The 20,143-nt window shown below is 40.3% G+C and carries 14 protein-coding genes and 7 tRNA genes; 18 read left to right on the top strand and 3 right to left on the bottom strand.

Annotated features, from left to right (window positions below):
• Positions 1-25: 25 nt before the first annotated feature.
• Entirely contained in the window at positions 26-2,905 is a 2,880-nt protein-coding gene (locus HT99x_RS09880; protein WP_075067135.1) for a heavy metal translocating P-type ATPase, read from the top strand.
• A gap of 93 nt (positions 2,906-2,998) precedes the next feature.
• The gene (locus HT99x_RS09875) at positions 2,999-3,241 is read left to right on the top strand and encodes a hypothetical protein (protein WP_075067134.1); all 243 of its coding nucleotides are present in this window, start codon (positions 2,999-3,001) and stop codon (positions 3,239-3,241) included.
• Positions 3,242-3,393: 152 nt separating this feature from the next.
• Here the strand turns inward: HT99x_RS09875 and HT99x_RS09870 are convergent, their stop codons facing one another.
• Positions 3,394-4,707 (bottom strand): flavohemoglobin expression-modulating QEGLA motif protein, encoded by a 1,314-nt coding sequence (locus tag HT99x_RS09870; protein ID WP_075067133.1) that lies wholly within the window; start codon positions 4,705-4,707, stop codon positions 3,394-3,396.
• A gap of 218 nt (positions 4,708-4,925) precedes the next feature.
• Between HT99x_RS09870 and HT99x_RS09865 the strand changes: the two genes are divergently transcribed.
• Positions 4,926-5,756, top strand: a complete 831-nt coding sequence (locus tag HT99x_RS09865) for a mechanosensitive ion channel family protein (RefSeq protein WP_075067132.1) — start codon at positions 4,926-4,928, stop codon at positions 5,754-5,756.
• A 464-nt stretch (positions 5,757-6,220) separates the two neighbouring features.
• Positions 6,221-6,574, top strand: coding sequence for a hypothetical protein (locus HT99x_RS09860; RefSeq protein ID WP_075067131.1), 354 nt, complete (start codon positions 6,221-6,223; stop codon positions 6,572-6,574).
• A gap of 34 nt (positions 6,575-6,608) precedes the next feature.
• Here the strand turns inward: HT99x_RS09860 and folD are convergent, their stop codons facing one another.
• On the bottom strand, positions 6,609-7,463 hold the full coding sequence (folD, locus tag HT99x_RS09855) for a bifunctional methylenetetrahydrofolate dehydrogenase/methenyltetrahydrofolate cyclohydrolase FolD (protein ID WP_075067130.1): 855 nt from the start codon (positions 7,461-7,463) through the stop codon (positions 6,609-6,611).
• Positions 7,464-7,598: 135 nt separating this feature from the next.
• Here folD and HT99x_RS09850 point away from each other — a divergent pair.
• From HT99x_RS09850 to HT99x_RS09790, 13 genes are all read left to right on the top strand, one after another.
• Positions 7,599-7,675 (top strand) — tRNA-Pro (locus HT99x_RS09850).
• 16 nt (positions 7,676-7,691) lie between these two features.
• A tRNA-Arg gene (locus tag HT99x_RS09845) sits at positions 7,692-7,768 on the top strand.
• Positions 7,769-7,809: 41 nt separating this feature from the next.
• Positions 7,810-7,885: transfer RNA gene (locus tag HT99x_RS09840), tRNA-His, on the top strand.
• A 53-nt stretch (positions 7,886-7,938) separates the two neighbouring features.
• Positions 7,939-8,014 (top strand) — tRNA-Lys (locus tag HT99x_RS09835).
• A 34-nt stretch (positions 8,015-8,048) separates the two neighbouring features.
• Positions 8,049-8,133: transfer RNA gene (locus HT99x_RS09830), tRNA-Leu, on the top strand.
• 69 nt (positions 8,134-8,202) lie between these two features.
• On the top strand, positions 8,203-9,486 hold the full coding sequence (tig, locus tag HT99x_RS09825) for a trigger factor (RefSeq protein WP_075067129.1): 1,284 nt from the start codon (positions 8,203-8,205) through the stop codon (positions 9,484-9,486).
• Between the two features lie 192 nt (positions 9,487-9,678).
• Positions 9,679-10,281, top strand: coding sequence for an ATP-dependent Clp endopeptidase proteolytic subunit ClpP (gene clpP, locus HT99x_RS09820; protein ID WP_075067128.1), 603 nt, complete (start codon positions 9,679-9,681; stop codon positions 10,279-10,281).
• A gap of 157 nt (positions 10,282-10,438) precedes the next feature.
• Positions 10,439-11,725 carry an ATP-dependent Clp protease ATP-binding subunit ClpX gene (gene clpX, locus HT99x_RS09815; RefSeq protein WP_075067154.1) on the top strand — a complete coding sequence of 429 codons (1,287 nt, stop codon included), beginning with the start codon at positions 10,439-10,441 and terminating at the stop codon, positions 11,723-11,725.
• Positions 11,726-11,749: 24 nt separating this feature from the next.
• Positions 11,750-14,152 (top strand): endopeptidase La, encoded by a 2,403-nt coding sequence (gene lon, locus HT99x_RS09810; protein ID WP_075067127.1) that lies wholly within the window; start codon positions 11,750-11,752, stop codon positions 14,150-14,152.
• 315 nt (positions 14,153-14,467) lie between these two features.
• Entirely contained in the window at positions 14,468-14,788 is a 321-nt protein-coding gene (locus HT99x_RS09805; protein WP_075067126.1) for an HU family DNA-binding protein, read from the top strand.
• Positions 14,789-14,812: 24 nt separating this feature from the next.
• Positions 14,813-14,888 (top strand) — tRNA-Val (locus HT99x_RS09800).
• Positions 14,889-14,897: 9 nt separating this feature from the next.
• Positions 14,898-14,974, top strand: a tRNA-Asp gene (locus HT99x_RS09795).
• Between the two features lie 39 nt (positions 14,975-15,013).
• Positions 15,014-16,912, top strand: coding sequence for a SurA N-terminal domain-containing protein (locus HT99x_RS09790; RefSeq protein WP_075067125.1), 1,899 nt, complete (start codon positions 15,014-15,016; stop codon positions 16,910-16,912).
• A 141-nt stretch (positions 16,913-17,053) separates the two neighbouring features.
• Here HT99x_RS09790 and HT99x_RS09785 read toward each other — a convergent pair whose 3' ends face one another.
• Positions 17,054-17,839 (bottom strand): SDR family oxidoreductase, encoded by a 786-nt coding sequence (locus HT99x_RS09785; RefSeq protein WP_075067124.1) that lies wholly within the window; start codon positions 17,837-17,839, stop codon positions 17,054-17,056.
• A gap of 96 nt (positions 17,840-17,935) precedes the next feature.
• On the opposite strand from HT99x_RS09785, the gene HT99x_RS09780 reads away from it, so the two are divergent.
• Positions 17,936-20,143 carry an ABC transporter substrate-binding protein gene (locus tag HT99x_RS09780; RefSeq protein ID WP_102134662.1) on the top strand — a complete coding sequence of 736 codons (2,208 nt, stop codon included), beginning with the start codon at positions 17,936-17,938 and terminating at the stop codon, positions 20,141-20,143.

The raw sequence follows: 20,143 nt of genomic DNA, 5'->3' as shown, positions 1-20,143 counted from the left end.
AAATATCCTTGGAGCAATCAACATTATGAGTAATGTGACCTATTACTTTGAAATTGCAGGGATGACTTGTACAGGATGTAGCGATTCTATAAAAAATGTCTTGGAATTAGAGAAATTCGTTAGAACAGTTGATATTAATCTAGCGATGCATCGGGCCAGAGTAACGGTTGAAGAAGGTACAGATCCAAAAACGGTTGTTAAAGCCATTAATGATGCAGGATTCGAAGCAAAATGGTTAACTTTTCGTAATGAAAAAACATTTTATTTTGCTATTAAAGGGTTAAAAGAAGCAAAAGACGCAGCCCAGATTTCGGATGCGCTTAATGCTAAGGGCACTTATGTAAAATCATGCGAAGTGAATTACTCAACAAATACGGCCATTATTACAACATTTGTTTCTAATGAACCGGCAAAAGAAGAGGCACTGAGCAGACAAATCAAAACAGATATTCAAGCAGCCATTCCTAATCATAATCTTAGTGTGCTTGCTATTGACCCCCCAAAAAGCGAATTTGATCGCAGTGATAGTCCTAAGTCGTTTTATCAAAAGGCATTAATCAATGCAGCGGTTGGGTTGCCTTGGATTTTACTTGCTTCATTTATTCCACCACCTGTAACACTTTTAGGTCAGTTTATTGGATTGTTAATCGGTGGTGTGACCTTAGGTGTCATGTGGAAAACGGGTAAAGAATTCTATGCTGATGCATGGCATGAATTTGTTAAAAAACGTTCTTCAAATATGAACACGTTAATTGCGCTGGGCACCGGAAGTGCTTGGATTTATTCCATGATACTTATTTTACTGCCGGGGTTTTTCCCTATTGCAGCGTTACAATATCAATTTTTAGCGGTAAATATGATTTTATTTATTGTTAATTTTGGTAAGGGCTTAAGAGCTCAAGCACAAGCACGCTCAAAAGACCAATCGCAAAATTTAGCGCAAGTGAGTACAAAGCTTCAGCCCCAATATGTTAAGCGTTGCCGTTTTGAACCTGGGCAGGAACTCAATTTTGATAATCCGATGCCAATTGAAGAAATTCACTTTCACGATATTAATGAAGGTGACATCATTCAAGTTGAACGTAATCAACGATTCCCAGTAGAAGGGATCATTTTAAATAACATTGAGACCTTCGTTAACCAAGAAACGCTGACCGGAGAATCAAAAGGTTGTAATAAAAAACAAGGGGATGAGGTTTTTAGTGGTAGTTTAAATAGGAAGAATACGGTTTATATTAGAGCAACCTGTAAAGGTCGAGAAGGACATTTATCACGTGTGCTTGAAGATGTTGCCAAATCAGCAACGACTAAACCCTCTATTTCTAAATTAGTTGATCGTTTAGCCGTTATCTTTGTGCCAACTATTGTTAGCATATCAGCATTAACTGCATTAGGGTGGTACATACTAGGTCCCGTCCCTCAGATAGCGTTTATGGTTAAAAGCGCAATGTCAGTCCTATTGTGTGCTTGTCCTTGTGCACTGGGATTGGCCACCCCGTTTTCAATATCATCGTGCATTTATAAATTATTAAACAAAGGGATATTAGTACATAACGCATCAGCAATTGAAGAGGCTGCCAAAACCGATACCGTTGTGTTTGATAAAACCGGTACCTTAACAACACCTGTCATTGCTAGTTATTACATTGAAGAAAATAAATCCACCTTAAATCGACGAAGTATTTTGCAATACGTTGCTAGTTTAGAGCGAAATTTCGATCATCCGATTGCAAAAGCGTTTGAAAGAGCTAATGTCAATTTAAAATCTATTCAACCTGTTTATGATTCAAGAAATATTAGGAAAGATGAACAAGGTGTTTCAGGTACTGTCAACAATAAAGAAGTCTTGGTTGGTAATTTAACGCATCTTGAATCTCGAAATATAAAAGTATCAACAAAATTTAAAAATCAAGAATCACAATTTGCCAAAGAAGGTATGACCTCCATTTATGTCAGTATCGATAAGAAATGTGTTGCAGTTTACGGTTTGAAACATGATATTCGAGACGATGCTAAAAAGGCGATTGAAGACTTGCAAAAGATGAATATTGACGTATTCATGTTAACAGGGGATGAGAAGAAACCTGCATTAGCGGTTGCCAATAAGCTTGGGATCCGCAAAGTTTACGCTAATCATAATTCTGATATGAAAAAGAAATTCATCATCGATTTAAAGCGCAAAGGTCGAGTCGTCGCAATGGTGGGAGATGGTTTTAATGATTTAAAACCGATTGATGAAGCCGATATCGGTATTGCATTAGGGCCATGGACGAATGCATCAGCAACTGCAGATATTGCGCTGCAAAATCTGAATGTGGCAACGTTGATTATTATTGCTAAAGAGACCATGCGTAATATTCGTCAAAATTTATTATGGACTGGGTTTTATAATTTATTTGGTATTATTGCGGCAAGTGGACTGTTATATCCATTTTTTGGTTTTATTTTAAATCCTGTCTTAGCCAGTATGTTAATGGCCGTTTCTTCCATTTGGGTAGTATTAAATTCTAGTAGACTAGCTTTTAATATTGATGAAGCAACCGCAATACATGAAGGCAAAATTGCAGGACCAAAAACACGTTTTCAGAAACTAATCCATTTACTTTCATTGAAGAGTCTTTTTCAAACGATTCATATGCTTTTCTTCTTTGATAAAAATGCGAATAGCAATGGGAATAATAAATCGAATCCTTCAACGCAGTCAGAGAACACTCCTGCGCCTGTTTGCCCACCTTCACCTATTCGCGGTCAGCCCGTTATTTTTTCAAAACGCATAAGAAGCCCTGCGACGGTGGTGACAATTGATGATTCAGATTCTGATATCGAAATAAAACTAGAACCGGGATTAAAATCGCCCAAGGCGGTTCCTGTTCGTAGGCCATTGTCTAGGCGTCTAAACTTTTAAATAAGATTTTTGTTTAGAAGGTAGTTGTTTAACTGCATATCTTTCAGGATATTCTTGCTTGTTTTTACCTGTTTTAATGCAGAGGAGACTGTTATGCAAAAGTGCCTAAGAATCGCAGTAATCACGATGGCGTTGGGATTTGTTTCAGCAAGTTATGCCGAAACTCAACAACCAGCGAAAGCAACAACCAATGAACAAGCAGCCCAAGCAACGCAAAGCCATGCAACGAGTACTGCTGATCAAGTATTATTAGGCGGTAATGCGCAAGCACCTACGACGAATAATCAGAGCGCGATGATGCATGAGCATAATCTGAACGACGAAGAAATGGACTAATCAAAACTGCTACCGTCATTGCGAGGAGCGTAGCGACGAAGCAATCTATATTGATTGATGATGTGCTATTTCCTAGATTGCTTCAGGTACTATCGTACCTTCGCAATGACGCTACCTAGTGTTGTTACGCAAGTAGTGTTTGGGTGCAAGTCTTAACTCAGTAAATAAGCATAATCACTTTCAATTTTATCCATGCTCAATTGGTTCAAGAAGCTTGAAAAACACATCCAAGCTGCAATGGAATTCAGATCTTTGATTTGTGGCGGAAGAAACTTAGGCATGACAATAATATCTTCTTCCACTAATTGAGAGATATCACGAATATCTTCTAAATTGGTTTTACCACAGAATAACATCGGGATCCTATCGAGCATGCCTTTGCGTACGGCAAGCAAGATAAAATTGTAAACAGAGACAAAGCCTTTGCAATAAGATAAATCTTTGGTAAAGGGGCCAAGCGTTGGCAAGCTACCCCGAAAAACACGCCCTGCTAATACATAACAGCTATCTTCATCGTAACCTTCGGTTCGGAAGAATTCGAATATATCGAGAAAGGTTGCGCCATCTTCAGCAAGTTCAACCGCTCGAATTCGATTCGCTAATTTTTTCAAACGCGCAGGATAAGAAACAAGGCTTAATATTTCCATTAGAATGGCTAAACCTTCTTGCGTGACGGTCGAAGAAGGAGGCCCTTTACTTAAGAAGGTACAGATAGGCTGGCGTTTACCATTGAGTGTGGTACCGATGTGGACAAGCCCTTCATGGATCTCAAGAATTTTCAGATCACGCTCGTTGAATTTAGCATCACTGCGAATTTTAATATAATCAGCCCCAGCAGCGGCATCAGCGATGATTCCATCACTGACCATGACACGAACTTGTTTTTCAGAGAAATATTTATCTAATTCTGTTTGTAGAATATTAATGGCATCATTTGCATTAATATCTCGTTTTTCTTCTTCTAATAAATTACTTTGATTTATCTGGCTTAGAGCATCTGCCATCATGACGCCAAGTTGTGCAAGGGTAGGATCGCCGACATGGAAAACATCTTTTGCAGAACCATAGAGTTCTTGAGAAATTAAAGAAAATTCCATGGTTCCTCTGGCTTCGAGCATATGCAAAACGCGTAGGTATTCAGAACAAATGCGTCGCATCATCTGGCCAACAGGGTTAAATTGACCGAGTTTTTTGGTAATTTCTCGCTCAATGATATGAAAGAGTTGACGTTGCTTTGACCAATCTAAAGAAACATTTTTTTGATAGTATTCTTGGGTAACTTCAGGTTGTTCTTTAAACTTTTTGGCAAAGAACTTTTCTTTAACGGAAATATCCCATTTGATAGCATCGAGAATTCGAATAGGAGCTTGTGCCTTCACGATTTCGTCAGAAAGATGCTTTATATTCTGTTGATAGTCGTTTAGCTTAAATTCATCGGGGCCTGTTATGGGAGCATCATGACTCATTTGATGAGTTTTTCCTTTAAAATCGGGCTAATGATCCCTTATAGAAATTATAGCAAAAATTACTTAAGGGATATTTTGCAAATTATCTTGAGAATCGTTGAGAACTCATATAAAGTTCTTTTTCAAACTATATAGCTGCTTTCCTAGTGTTTAGGTGTATTTGAGGTTATGTAGTTACACTTTAATAAATTAGTAAAATAACTAAGGTTAGTGTATCTATGACAGAAGTGATAAGCGCCTATTCGATTAACCTTATCAATTCCTTACTATTTGCCATCATTATGGTTGGCGGTTATCTATCTTCAAAGTACCTTTTAACGCGCAAAGTTAAATCACTGAAAACGCGTAACCAATATTTTATTCGACTGAAGTATTTCTTTTTTATTCTATACTTGGTTTTTTTCATTAAAATCTGGATTGAAGGCTTTGTTCAGATTTTAGCGTTTATTGGCTTTTTATCCGCGGCAATCACTTTAACCCAAAAAGATAATTTATTGAATTTAATTGGTTGGTTAATTATTAACTGGCGTGGGTTATTTTGTGAAGACGATTATATTAAAATTTCTCAATATAGCGGCTATGTGAAATCTATTGGATTTTTATATTTTACATTAGTCGAGGCAAGCCCTGATTTTCCTAATCGTGCTACAGGGAGAGTGATTAAGATCCCCAATGGTCTTGTTGGGCGAAATCCAGTGACTAATTATTCTCATGAGAAATTTACCGAGTGCACTCTGAATGTGGTTTTTAAACCTAAAAGCAATCTTGAGATGATTGAGAAATTATTTGAGGTTTTAAAGGAGGAAATGCATTCCTATTTAACTAAGCATTTGGGGATAACCACAACTTCTTCCACCACGGAACAAACGTTGCAAAAATTTGAGCCAAAATACTTTGTTAAAATTCGCCAGGAGAAGCCTGCCGGCTTTGAAATGGTTATGATGTTTTATTGCAATCATATTGATAAAGCAGATATGCAGTATCAAATCAATAAGCGCATTATTGATTTTTCTAAAGAGAATGAAGAATTAACATTGGCGTTTGATTAATTTGATGATAGGTAGACACTGCCAATACCTGAGAGACAGAAAATTTAGATGTCATTGCGAGCGTAGCCATCTGTAAGAGATTGAAAAAACACTAAAATATCATGGCGTAAGCGACTCGCCTGGCAAACCCTTGGCGTAGCGGGAAGCAATTCATCTTAAAGAGATTGCTAACGGAGTGCAGTAAGAAAGATTTCAAGATGGATTGCCGCGCAAAAGACGTTTTTGTTTAGTGCTTCTTTCATCTTTTGTTTGCGTCTTTTGCTCGCAAAGACGAGACATCATTTCGTGAAGATCTCTCAGCGCCAATACGAGCGGTATATCAGTTTCCAAATTTCCCTGCATTCTTTTTTAATCTAGCCGACATAGCATCTAATTGAGGTAAACACATGATGCTTTACTGAAAATAAATGTGGTTCATAGAGTAATAAAAAAATCCCAAGTTTTTAAGCGAGCAGCAAATTAAGATGAAAAAAATTCTATTAATAACAGGCATTATTGAAATACTAACGGGCCTAATATTATTAATAGCGCCTCAACTTCTGGGTACATTATTATTTGGTGTTGCCATTAGCGGTGTGGTGATACTCATTGCACGTATTGCTGGGATTGCGCTTTTTTCTTTTGGAATAACCTACCTGTGCGACAAAAAATTCCTTGGTATGCTGATTTATAATGTACTTATCACAGGCTATCTTGCCTATGTTGGATACAGTGGTGGTTTCACAGGGGTACTTCTTTGGCCTATTGTCTTTCTACACTTGATTTTAAGTATGATTTTAATTTATCAAGCCAAAGCGAGTCTCTACGGCAGGCAATAGCCAGAGAGGGCTCTGGCTACGATGTTTTCAAAAGTTACCTTTGCGCTAATTGTGCTGCCAATAACGTATTGCTCAATAAGGTTGCTACCGTCATTGGGCCCACACCACCGGGAACCGGGGTGATCCAGCTTGCTATTTTGCTGGCACTGTCATAATCAACATCACCAACGAGCTTACCATTAGGCAGACGATTAGTGCCGACATCGATAATAACCGCTCCTTTTTTCATCCATTCTCCCTGAATAAATTGCGGTTGACCAATGCCAACAACCACAAGATCAGCCGTTGCTAAATGGCTTTGTAAGTCTTTGGTAAAACGATGACAAATGGTAACGGTTGCCCCAGCATTTAATAGTTCAATGGCCATGGGGCGACCGACAATGCGAGATGCGCCAACAATACAGGCTTCGCAGCCATTCAATTCTATACCTGTATGAGCGATTAAGGTCATCACACCATGCGGGGTGCAAGGACGTAATCCAGGTTGACCTTGAACTAATTTACCCATGTTATAAGCATGAAAACCATCAACATCTTTGTGCGGCGCAATTCTTTCAAGAACTTGCTCACTGGGAATATGCGAAGGTAAGGGCAGTTGGACTAAAATACCATCGATTTTTTCAGAAGCATTTAGCTCATCAATTTTTTGTAATAAAACGTCTGCACTGATGTCGCTTGGAAAATCAAAGGCCTCAGAATAAAACCCAACGGCTTGGCAAGCATGGCGTTTGCGTTCAACATAGAGTTGTGAAGCAGGATCTTGTCCTACCAAGATAACTGCAAGCCCAGGTGGACGTTGTCCATTGGTTTGCATTTTCGCAACTGTCGCTGCAATTTTTTCTTGTTCAAGTTGGGCAATCGCCTTTCCATCGATTATTTTAGCAGTCATTAGTTCAACTCACATTGGTGCATCACTTAGAGGGCGAAGTATAACAGTTTGTTGCACATTGTTTGACGATGAGCAGGGGAATGAGTATCATGCGCCTTCTAAAAAAATTATCGTATCTGTTATCATACAGTCGAACGGGGTATAGCGCAGTCTGGTAGCGCGCCTGCTTTGGGAGCAGGATGTCGGGGGTTCAAATCCCTCTACCCCGACCACTATTGCAGGATAAAAGCGCTTGTAGCTCATTCGGATAGAGCATCGGCCTTCTAAGCCGAGGGTAGCAGGTTCGAATCCTGCCAAGCGCGCCATAAGTTATGGTAGCCTGGTAGATGTGATAAAAAGAATTATGGTGGATGTAGCTCAGTTGGTAGAGCCCCGGTTTGTGGTACCGGTTGTCGTGGGTTCGAACCCCATCATTCACCCCAGTTTAAGCCATTGCCACTTTGCGGTACGGTTACCTAAGCGTAAAGTGTCTATGGGGCCGTTAGCTCAGTTGGTAGAGCAGCTGACTCTTAATCAGCGGGTCGTAGGTTCGATCCCTACACGGCCCACCAAAAAAGGTAATGCAATTCTTTCAAAGGCTATAAGGCGAATGTGGCGGAATTGGTAGACGCGCTGGATTTAGGTTCCAGTGGGGAAACCCGTGAGAGTTCGAGTCTCTCCCTTCGCACCATGTCTTGCGATCCACGCGGCATGGTTTATAGCAATTTTTAATACGTCATTTTAGAGTGAGGGGATTTCCATGGATGTGTCATTAGAGAACACCAGCACATTAGGGCGCCGTGTAAAGGTAAGTGTTCCTGACGCAGAGATCAGCGAACAAATCAAAACGAAGATGGCTAAGCTTGCCAAAGAAGTCCGTTTAAAAGGATTTCGTCCCGGTAAAGTACCAGCCCATGTTTTGAATGAAAAATTTGGTAAATCGGTTCGCATGGAAGTTATCAATGACGTCATTCGTCAATCATTAGGCGATGTGGTTAAAGAGAAACAATTGCAACCAGCAGGTACGCCTCGTATTGATGAGATCACCGATACCGTGGGTAAAAATCTTGAATTCACTGCTAGCTTTGAAGTTTATCCAGAAATCAATTTGGCTGATTTTGCCCAAATCTCTGTTGAAAAACGTGCTGCAGAAATCACAGACAATGATGTGAAAAATATGATTGAAAAATTACGTGATCAGTTTGCTAATTGGCATGCTGTGGAACGTAATGTAAAAACTGGCGACAAGTTGACCGTTGATTTTGCTCGTATCTTGAAAGAAGACGGTGCAACACGTGAAGAACAATCCCATGTTCAAATGATTGTAGACGATAAAGGCGTATTACCTGGATTAAGCGAAGCCCTGGTTGGCAAAGCGAAAGGTGAGCAGATTGAAGCACAATTACGCTATCCTACTGAATGGGCTGATACTGCTGCGGCAGGCAAAGAGGTCACTCTTTGGGTAACGATTCATGAGATTGAAGAAAAAGAAACATTAAGCATCGAAGATCTTGCTGAAAAATTATCGATAGCCAAAGACGATAAAGACGCACTTAATGCAACAGTTAAAGAGCGTATGCAAGAAGAATTAACGGCTGCATTGCAGGATGAGATTAAAGAAACCGTTTTAGAGAAATTATTGGAAGCCAATCCAATTGAATTGCCTCAAGCATTGATTGAGCAAGAAAAAGAAGCGGTGAATCGTGAAGCAGCTCGTTCTAAACGAGAAGTTCCTGCAGCTGAATTAGAAGATACCGCTAAAAAACGCGTTGAACTTGGATTACTCTTAAATGAAGTTATTAAGAAATTCAACTTATCAGCTGACGGTAAACGTGTTCGCGCGCAGATCGAAAAAATTGCTTCAAGATTTTCTAAGCCATCTGAGATAGTAGAAGCTTACTACAAGAGCAATGAGCTACTCTACGGCATTGAAAGAATGGTCTTGTTGGAACAAGCAGTTGATGCCATTCTAGCTGAGGTGAAGGTTGAAGATAAAAATGTCACCTTCGATGAAGTAATGAATGCAAATGACTCTGAGTCATAAGCAAGCGATACTCAAACTAATTTTATTTAGGTTAGATGGCAAGTATTCAAGCAGTAGTCGTGTATAAACTCGAAGAGTATACACGACCACTGTAAGAGACTGTGGCCATTAACCCCTATTGTGCGTAGTTCCCTATGTAGGGAGCGCGGGAAGATTATACACGGATGAGTTATCAATCAAGGGGAGATAGCGATGACCGATAACAGATTATATAACTTAAGCGTGCCAATTGTGATCGAACAATCAGCGCGTGGTGAAAGAGCCTATGATATTTATTCTCGCTTATTAAAAGAGCGAGTTATCTTTCTAGTAGGACCGATTGAAGATTACATGGCTAACCTGGTTGTAGCGCAGCTATTGTTTCTTGAATCTGAAAATCCTGATAAGGATATCTACATTTACGTTAATTCCCCAGGCGGATCCGTTTATGCTGGGAATGCGATATATGACACAATGCAGTTTATTAAGCCAGACGTCAGCACCATTTGTGTTGGTATGGCTGCAAGCTTTGGCGCTATCGTGTTGGCTGGGGGCGCTAAGGGTAAAAGGCATGCATTGCCTAACTCCCGGATTATGATTCACCAACCACATGGTGGTGCTCAAGGGCAAGCCAGTGATATCGAAATCCAGGCAAAGGAAATCATTAAGAGCAAACAACGTCTTAATGAAATTCTGGCTAAACATACCGGACAGCCATATGAGGCAGTTGCACGAGATACCGATAGAGATAATTTTATGGATGCTCATGAAGCTGTAACCTATGGTTTAATTGATTCTGTAATCGAAAAGAGATAGACATAAAGGATGGGGTCACTTTTCTAAGGGCTGAAGGCCAAATTGGGGGTATTACGCCTTTTTGTGTCAATTGTTATTTGGCATGGGTTGAAATACTGGTAGGGTATCCCCATATAGAATATTCAGAGTACGGTATTAAATATGAGGTATGGGCCAAATGAGTCAAAGTGGTCGTGGCGAAGATAACGGGAAATTGTTGTACTGCTCCTTTTGTGGCAAGAGCCAGCATGAAGTACGCAAATTAATTGCGGGCCCGTCCGTATTCATTTGCGATGAGTGTGTTGAGCTTTGCAATGATATTATCCGTGAAGAGATTGAAGAAAGTAGCTCACCAACACAATCGTCTCAATTACCAACACCGCGTGAAATTCATGCCATTCTAGATGATTATGTGGTTGGCCAGGCGAAAGCAAAACGCATTCTTTCTGTTGCCGTTTACAATCACTACAAACGCTTACAAAGTAATGTTAAAAGCGAAGAAGTTGAATTAGGCAAAAGCAATATCTTATTGGTTGGACCAACCGGTTCAGGTAAAACATTACTTGCTGAAACCTTAGCGCGTTTATTGGATGTTCCTTTCACGATTGCGGATGCAACCACATTGACCGAAGCGGGTTATGTTGGCGAAGACGTCGAAAATATTATTCAAAAATTGCTGCAAAAATGTGATTACGACGTAGAGAAAGCGCAAACGGGTATTGTCTACATCGATGAAATTGACAAAATTTCTAAAAAATCAGAAAACTTGTCTATCACACGAGATGTATCAGGTGAGGGCGTTCAACAAGCCTTATTGAAATTAATAGAAGGTACCGTTGCCTCTGTTCCTCCACAAGGCGGACGTAAACACCCACAACAAGAATTCTTACAAGTGGATACAACCAATATTCTCTTTATTTGCGGTGGTGCTTTTGCAGGACTTGAAAAAATTATTGCAGAGCGTTCCGATAAAGGAAGCATTGGCTTTGTTGCGCAAGTGAGAAGCAAGAAAGATACCAAAGCATTATCAGAGTCATTAGCGAAAGTTGAACCAGAAGATTTGATCAAATATGGTCTCATTCCTGAGTTTGTGGGCCGATTGCCAGTTGTTGCAACGCTTGAAGAACTTGATGAAGATGCATTGGTAAGCATTTTAACTGAACCTAAGAATGCATTAACGAAGCAATATGGTCGCTTATTCGAAATGGAAAGTGTTGCTTTAGAATTCCGTAAAGAAGCATTAAGAGCCGTGGCTCGAAAAGCGCTTGAAAGAAAAACCGGTGCGAGAGGCTTGCGTTCAATCCTTGAACAAGCGTTATTAGACACCATGTATGATTTACCTTCCATGGAAGGCGTGAGCAAAGTTGTTATCGATGAAGGCTTTATCAATGGTGAATCAGGTCCACTATTGATGTATGAGAACGTTGAGAAGCCACTGCTTGCTCAAGATAAAAGAGAGTCGTAGCTTATAGACAAAGAGGAAATCGCCATGGAGCAAGTTCACACAACCGAAATTCCGGTGTTACCACTTCGAGATGTGGTGGTTTATCCACACATGGTGATTCCGCTCTTTGTAGGGCGAGACAAATCCATTAAAGCACTCGATGCTGCAATGTCGACGAACGACAAACAAATTCTATTGGTCGCTCAAAGAGAAGCCACCGAAGATAACCCTTCAGAAAAAGATATTTATTCTTTAGGTGCCGTTTCTACCATCTTACAATTACTCAAATTACCTGATGGTACAGTAAAGGTACTGGTTGAAGGTATTCGTCGTGGTCGAGTTACCGAATACGTACAAACGGAGCCATTCTTTTTAGGCAAAGTTGAGTATGTTGAAGATGGTCAGTTACGAGAAGAAGAAGCTGACATCTTAGTTCGAACATTAATGAGTCAATTTGAAAAATACGTCAAATTGAATAAAAAAATTCCACCTGAAATTGTCACTTCCGTTGCTAGTATTGATGAGCCTGGCCGATTAGCTGACACGATTGCCGCACACATGTCACTTAAGATCCAAGAAAAACAAAATGTCTTGGAAATTGTTTCATTGCGTGAGCGATTAGAACGTCTGATGGCGTTGATGGAATCAGAAATCGACTTATTACAAGTTGAACAACGTATCCGTTCTAATGTTAAACGCCAAATGGAAAAAAGCCAAAGAGAGTATTATTTGAATGAGCAAATGAAAGCCATTCAAGAAGAGCTTGGCCATGAAGCAAGTGAACACGAAGAATTAAAAGAGAAAATTGAAAAAGCAGGCATGTCTAAAGAAGCCTATGGTAAAGCCATGGCTGAGCTGAAAAAATTAAAAATGATGGCTCCGATGTCAGCTGAGGCAACGGTATGTCGAAACTATATTGATTGGATGATACAAGTACCCTGGAAAAATCGGTCGAAGTTAAAAATCGACTTACAGGTCGCAGAAGATGTATTAGAAGAAGATCATTACGGTTTAGAAAAAGTTAAAGAACGTATCGTTGAATATTTAGCGGTACAAAAACGCGTTAAAAAGCTCAAAGGGCCTATTTTGTGTCTGGTTGGTCCTCCTGGTGTGGGTAAAACATCGTTAGGTAAGTCCATCGCCAGAGCAACGGGTCGAACCTTCGTTAGAATGTCATTAGGTGGCGTGCGAGATGAAGCTGAAATTCGTGGTCACAGACGTACTTACATTGGAGCAATGCCAGGCAAAATTTTACAAAAACTCGCGAAAACCTCTGTTCGTAATCCACTCTTCTTATTAGATGAAATTGATAAGATGGCCATGGATTTCCGAGGAGATCCAGCAGCTGCATTGCTAGAAGTATTAGATCCTGAACAAAACAATACTTTTAACGATCACTATCTTGAAGTTGATTATGATTTGTCCGATGTCATGTTTGTTGCAACAGCGAATTCATTAAATATTCCGCCTCCTTTGCTAGATAGAATGGAAGTCATTCGTCTTCCGGGGTATACCGAAGATGAGAAAATGCATATTGCGGAAAAATATCTCATTCCTAAGCAAATGCATGACAATGGATTATCAAGCGATGAATTAGTGATCGATCGCAAAGGGATATTAAATGTCATTCGTTATTACACCCGAGAAGCGGGCGTCAGAAATCTGGAACGTGAATTTTCTAAAATTGCTAGAAAAGTCGTGAAAGAAATTTTGATGAACAAAGAATTAAAAACGGTAGTCATTGATGAAGAGAACATCGAAAATTATTTAGGTGTTAAACGCTATCGTTTTGGTTTAGCTGAAGAGCACGATCAGGTAGGGCAGGTAACAGGTCTTGCTTGGACGGAAGTCGGTGGTGATATTCTGACGATTGAAGCGATTGCGGTTCCTGGTAAAGGGAAAACCACCTCGACTGGGAAACTGGGCGAAGTGATGCAAGAATCGATTCAAGCAGCAATGTCCGTTGTACGTAGTCGTGCAAAAGCATTGGGAATTTCTCCTGATTTCTATGAAAAATTGGATATTCATATCCACGTGCCAGAAGGTGCAACTCCCAAAGATGGCCCAAGTGCCGGGATTGGGATGTGTACCGCATTGGTGTCGGTGCTAACCGGCATTTCAGTGAGAGCAGACGTGGCAATGACGGGCGAGATCACCTTGCGTGGTGAAGTATTGCCGATTGGTGGCTTGAAAGAAAAGCTATTGGCGGCACGCCGTGCAGGTATTGCAGAAGTGATTATTCCTGAAGAAAACCGTCGCGATCTAAAAGAAATTCCTTCTAACATTTTGGAAGATCTGAAAATTCATTGTGTAAAATGGATCGATGAAGTATTCCAACTCGCTTTAGCACGTGTTCCGCAACCGTTAATCGAAGAACCGAAAGCGGAGGCAAAAAAGGAAGACGCGGGAAAGGAAGATAATTCATCATCGGATCTGTTTCATCATTAGCAGATACGCATGATTACCTGGGCGAGTGCCAGAGCCTCGCCCATACCCAATCTACCAATCAAGCTTTTTAAACGCTCCTTGCCTCTTGTGCTCGCGCAGAGGGTACTCAATCCATCAACCTGAACCCTAACTGTTTCAAAATCTAAAGCTGGATTCCAAAATCAATTTTTATATTTTTAGCAAAACCTTGTGCATCTACCGGTAGCGTGATAATTTGCCGTTACTGAATTTTTGACTATTGGCGGCGCTAAGTATGACGCTGTCAGTATTTTTGTTTGGTAACTATATTTAACGATTCATCAAGGAGGTAATCCTGTGAGTAAAGTACCAGTTAACAAAACGGATATTATCGAGCTTGTTGCTGAACAAGCTGAAATTTCTAAAACCGCTGCAACTAAAGCGTTCAATACCGTTTTAGAATCCATTACTGCCGCATTACGTGGTGGTAAAGGTGTTTCTTTATTGGGTTTTGGTACGTTTTCTGTTAAGTCACGTGCAGCGCGCGTAGGCCGTAATCCTAAGACCGGAGAGCCCATTAATATTGAAGCAGCAAATGTTCCTGTATTTAAGGCTGGTAAAGCGCTTAAAGATGCTGTAAACTCCGGCACCGTTGTTCTTGAAGAAGAGCAACTCTAAAAAGCGATAGCGCGAATAGTTTTTGGGTGCTTAGCTCAGTTGGTAGAGCGTCGCCCTTACAAGGCGAGGGTCGGGGGTTCGAGCCCCTCAGCACCCACCAAAAAAATGCGGAGCGGTAGTTCAGTTGGTTAGAATGCTGGCCTGTCACGCCGGAGGTCGCGGGTTCGAGTCCCGTCCGCTCCGCCACTTCTTTAAAAGCGCGCCTTAATTTGAGGGATACAAATCATGATGCAGGTTCTGCGGGACAAGGCGCAAGGCTGGATTGCCTGGGTTATCGTTGGTCTTGTTGGTTTAACTTTTGTCCTCTATGGTGCTGGAAGTGTCTTTGATCGAGGCACCGGTGCAAGTCAAGTCGTTGCTACCGTAAATGGCCAAAAGATCCTTGGTGGCGAATTAGAAGGCGTTTACCAGCGTTTTATGCAGCAAACAGGATCCCAGCTTCGTAACGTTGATTCCAATGAAGTTAAAAAAGAACTGCTTGATTCTCTCATTCAACAAAAAGCGCTTTTAGAAGCGACTGAAAAAATGGGAATGTCTGTAAGCCCACAGCGCGTATTTGCGACTTTAGGTGGCTTACCCTTTTTGCAAGTCGACGATCAATTTTCACAAGAAGCGTATGTTCAGTTTTTGAATAAAAATCATTTTACAGATACCGAGTTCAGAAAATTGCTGCAAGATGCATTAGTTCGTGAACAATTACAGCAATCCATTATTCCTTCTTCTTTCGTGTTAGCAAACGATATTCAAGATTTAGCTAAATTCATGTACCAAACGAGAGATTTTCGTTTTGTGACGATTGCGAGAGAGCCTTTTGTCAACGCAGCTCAAGTGAGCGATGAAGCGATTAAACAATATTACGACAATCACTTAAGCGAGTTTATGACAGACGAAACACTTGCTTTGGAATACATACATCTCTCATTAGCAAACTTGGTCGATAAAATCCAACCGACCGATGAAGAGTTGCAGCAGTATTATCAAGATAATGCAGCTCATTTTAGTGAACCTGCTTCTGTTCATATCGCACATATTCTCATTTCCTTACCAAAAGATGCCGATGAGAAAGCAACCAAAGAAGCAAACACTAAAGTTGAAGAGATTCAAAAGCGCTTAAAGGCGGGAGAATCTTTCGAAACCTTAGCCAAAGAATTTTCAGATGATAAAGAAAGCGCTAAAGTGGGTGGTGATTTAGCATGGCTAACACCTGGTGAAATGTTCCCCGACTTTGAAAAAGCGGCTTTTGCTTTGGATAAAACGGGTCAAGTGAGTGAACCATTAAAGACACAATATGGTATTCATATCATCAAACTTCTAGAGAGAAAGGATGAAAAGCTAAAGCCTTTTGCCGATGTTAAAAAAGAAGTGATTGCTCAATACAAACGACAAGCAGCAGAAGAGCAATTTATTAATCTAGCAGATGAATTAAATGGCTTGGCATATGACTATCCTGATTCACTTGCACAAGCCAATGATAAGTTGAAGTTGCCTATTCAAAAGACAGAAGAATTTACTAAAGCACAGGGCCCTAAAGAAACGTTACTGCAAAACCCACAAGTGTTTACAGCAGCTTGGAGTGCTAATGTTAAAGAAAACAAAAATAATAGTGATCTGATCAAGGTGGATGATCAAAACTATATTGTTGTTCGTGCTGCTTCGTATACACCGGCTAAGCAAAAATCGCTGGAAGATAGCAAAGCATCAATCAAAGCACTTTTAATTGCCAAAGAGAGTGATGAGAAAGTAAAAGAGAAAGCAGAAAAGCTATTAGCCGATCTGAAAAAAGCCGATGAAGGACAAATGTCTTCCATCATGGGTGATCTCGTATGGCAAGAGAAGCAGGATGTAAAACGTAATGTTAAAGACACGCAACATCAGCCTATTGTTCAAGCTGCCTTTACTTTGCCACGTAACAGTGAAAAAGAACGTTCAATAAAAGCCGTTCCATTACCTAACGGGGATTATGCGCTCGTGTGGGTAACCGCCGTTAAAGATGGTGAGCCATCGTCACTGTCTGAAGAAGAAAAAGAAACCTATCAAGCGCAACTTTCTAAACATATGGGTGAACTCGAGTTTGCCTTGTATGCAAGCTATGTTTATAAAGAAGCAAAGGTGAAGATAAAGTAGGCTTTAAAATCCCCCAGCTTGTTTTGCAACAAGCTGCCCCCTTTTACAAAGTGGGCGATTGATTCGCTTCGCTCATCGTCGCAAAGCGACAAACTATCTCCCTTTGTAAAAGGGAGAAACCCGTAGGGCAGAGGGATTTTCCTATTCCCCAAACTCCGGCATTGCAGCAATATGAAAACCTGCATCAACATGTAAAATTTCACCCGTGATCCCTGAAGCAAGATCAGAGCAAAGAAATGCGGCTGCATTTCCTACTTCAAGCGCATCCACATTTTTTCTAAGTGGACTTACTTCTTTGTTGTGAGTCAGCATCTTTTTGAAATCTTTGATCCCAGCTGCAGCAAGGGTTTTGATAGGCCCTGCAGAAATACCGTTCACGCGTATACCAATAGGGCCCATACTCGCTGCTAAATAGCGAACGTTAGCTTCTAAACTTGCTTTAGCAAGACCCATCACGTTATAGCTAGGGATAGCTCGCTCCGCACCTAAATAGCTGAGCGTCAGCAATGATCCTTTGCCTTTCATAAAAGGGAGCGCTGCTTTTGCAATCGCACCAAAGCTATAAGAACTAATGTCGTGGGCAATTCTAAAGCCTTCACGCGTTAAGACGTCATGATATTGACCACTGAGTTGGTCGGCTGGTGCATAAGCAACGGAATGCACAATCGCATCAATATGATCCCAATGCTCACCCAGCGTGGAAAAAGCATGAGCAATTTCTTCATCACTTGCGACATCGCATGGAATACAGAGCTTTGAGTGCCATTCTGCAGCCAGCTCTTTAATTCGATCTTGGAAACGTTCTGATTGGTAGGTAAAGGCTAACTCAGCGCCTTCACGTTGCATGGCGGTTGCAATACCGGCTGCAATCGATTTATTACTAATTAGACCTATAATAAGTATGCGCTTACCTGCTAAAAATCCCATGTTGTTTCCTTAGTAATGAAACCAGAGGTCATGTGAGCATTTTACCTGGTATGCTGAGATATGTAGAGACGCCAATCAAGGACGATGATAGGCATTATGGTACGAATATATAAGTTGTACAAATTATTTTTGTTAACAAGCTTATTTGTGGCACATGGCTGTAACGATACCGCTTGGAACGATCCTTATACCCACGAAAAGCAAAATGAAAATACGCTTTATACCGCTTTTACGGAAAGGCCTAAGCATCTTGATCCTGCTATCTCTTATACCTCAGAAGAAGCTATTTTCACCTTTCAAATCTATGAGCCTCCTTTACAATATCATTATTTAAAGCGCCCCTATCAGCTCACCACGCTGAGTGCGCAAGAAATGCCTGAAGTAACCTATCAAGATAAAAATGGTAATCCCGTTACTGAAAATGATTCCAATGTTGCTTATAGCGTTTATCGCATAACCCTTAAGAAGGGAATGCAATATCAACCACATCCTGCTTTTGCTAAAAATGCGAGTGGAGAATTTCTTTATCATCATCTAACACCCCATCAAGTGGCTAATAAGCATACCTTGCAAGACTTTGCACAGGTGGGTACTCGGGAGGTGACGGCTGATGATTATGTTTATCAAATTAAACGATTAGCCGATCCCAGTTTGAATAGTCCGATTTTAGGATTGATGGAAACGCATATTGCTGGTTTAAAAGAGTTATCCACACAATTACAAACCTATTTTAAAGATCACCAAATAAAAGACGGTGAAGTCAAATATGTTGATTTGCGGCAATTTGATATTTCAGGCGTCAAAGCCCTCGATCGCTATCAATATGAAATTAAAATTATTGGTAAATACCCACAATTTCAGTATTGGCTTGCCATGCCATTCTTTGTGCCCATGCCATGGGAAGCAATTCAATTTTATGCACAAGATTCATTACTAAAAAGAAATATATCGCTAGATTGGTATCCTGTTGGTTCAGGCCCGTTTCTTCTCACTGAAAATAACCCTAATCTAAAAATGGTTTTAGAAAAGAATCCAAATTTTCATGGTGAAGTTTACCCATCAGAAGGGGAAAGTGATGATGAACAAAATGGTCTATTGAAAAAGGCAGGTAAATCTTTACCTTTCCTCGATAAAATTGTTTTCATCTTAGAAAAAGAAAATATTCCGTTTTGGAGTAAGTACCTACAAGGCTATTATGATCAATCTGCTGTCACCTCGGATAATTATGATCAAGCATTGCAATCAACCTCTTTTAGTAATGTATCGTTGTCAGATGAATTAACACAAAAAGGGGTTCGTTTATCATCATCGGTATTGCCTATTCTTTATTATTGGGGCTTTAACATGCTTGATGAGACGGTAGGTGGTTATACCGTTAAGAAAAAGAAATTAAGACAAGCCATTGCGATTGCAATGGATATGGAAGAATATGTCAATATCTTCTTAAACGGCAGTGGTGTCATCGCACAAAGTGTCGTTCCTCCCGGTATTTTTGGTCATCAAGAGAATTTAAAAAGTGTGAATCAACGAGTGTATGATATTGACACAGCTAATAATTCTTTTGAGAGAAAATCGATTAAAGTTGCCAAAAAATTGTTAGCTGAAGCAGGATATCCAAATGGCATCGACCCCAAGACAAAAAATCCACTCATTTTATACTTAGATGTCGCGTCATCAGGTAGTCCAACAGCACAGGCGCAATTGTCATGGCTGCGCAAACAATTCAAGAAAATAGGGATAGAACTGATTGTTCGTGCAACACAATATAATCGTTTTCAGAGTAAAGTCGGCAATGGAGATTTTCAATTATTTTCTTGGGGGTGGGCAGCAGACTATCCTGATCCAGAGAACTTCTTATTTATCTTCGATAGTCAAAATAGTCGAGTAAAATATGAAGGCGAAAACACCACCAATTATGCTAATCCTGAATTCGATAAATTATTCAATAAAATGAAGACAATGCCAAACACCATAGAGCGTCAAGAAATTATTTCGAAACTCGAGACTATATTACAAGAAGATGCGCCATGGTTTGGGGGCTATCACCCGAAATTATACTCATTACGCCATCAATGGGTAGGTTTAACCAAACCCAATGGTATAGCTAGGTATAGTTTAAAATACATTTCGATTGATTCAACGATGCGCGATCAATATCGCCAAGCCTGGAATCATCCTATTGTTTGGCCATTATCCATTTCATTGATTATCTTATTGTTACTTTGTATGCCAGCTGCTTTTATTTATTGGAAAAAGACACATCGTCCTTTAGTGTTGGAAGAAAGCAAGAGGGATCAGCCATAA

The sequence above is a fragment of the Candidatus Berkiella aquae genome (assembly GCF_001431295.2).
Taxonomy (GTDB): domain Bacteria; phylum Pseudomonadota; class Gammaproteobacteria; order Berkiellales; family Berkiellaceae; genus Berkiella; species Berkiella aquae.
This window is presented reverse-complemented; position numbering and strand designations above follow the sequence as displayed.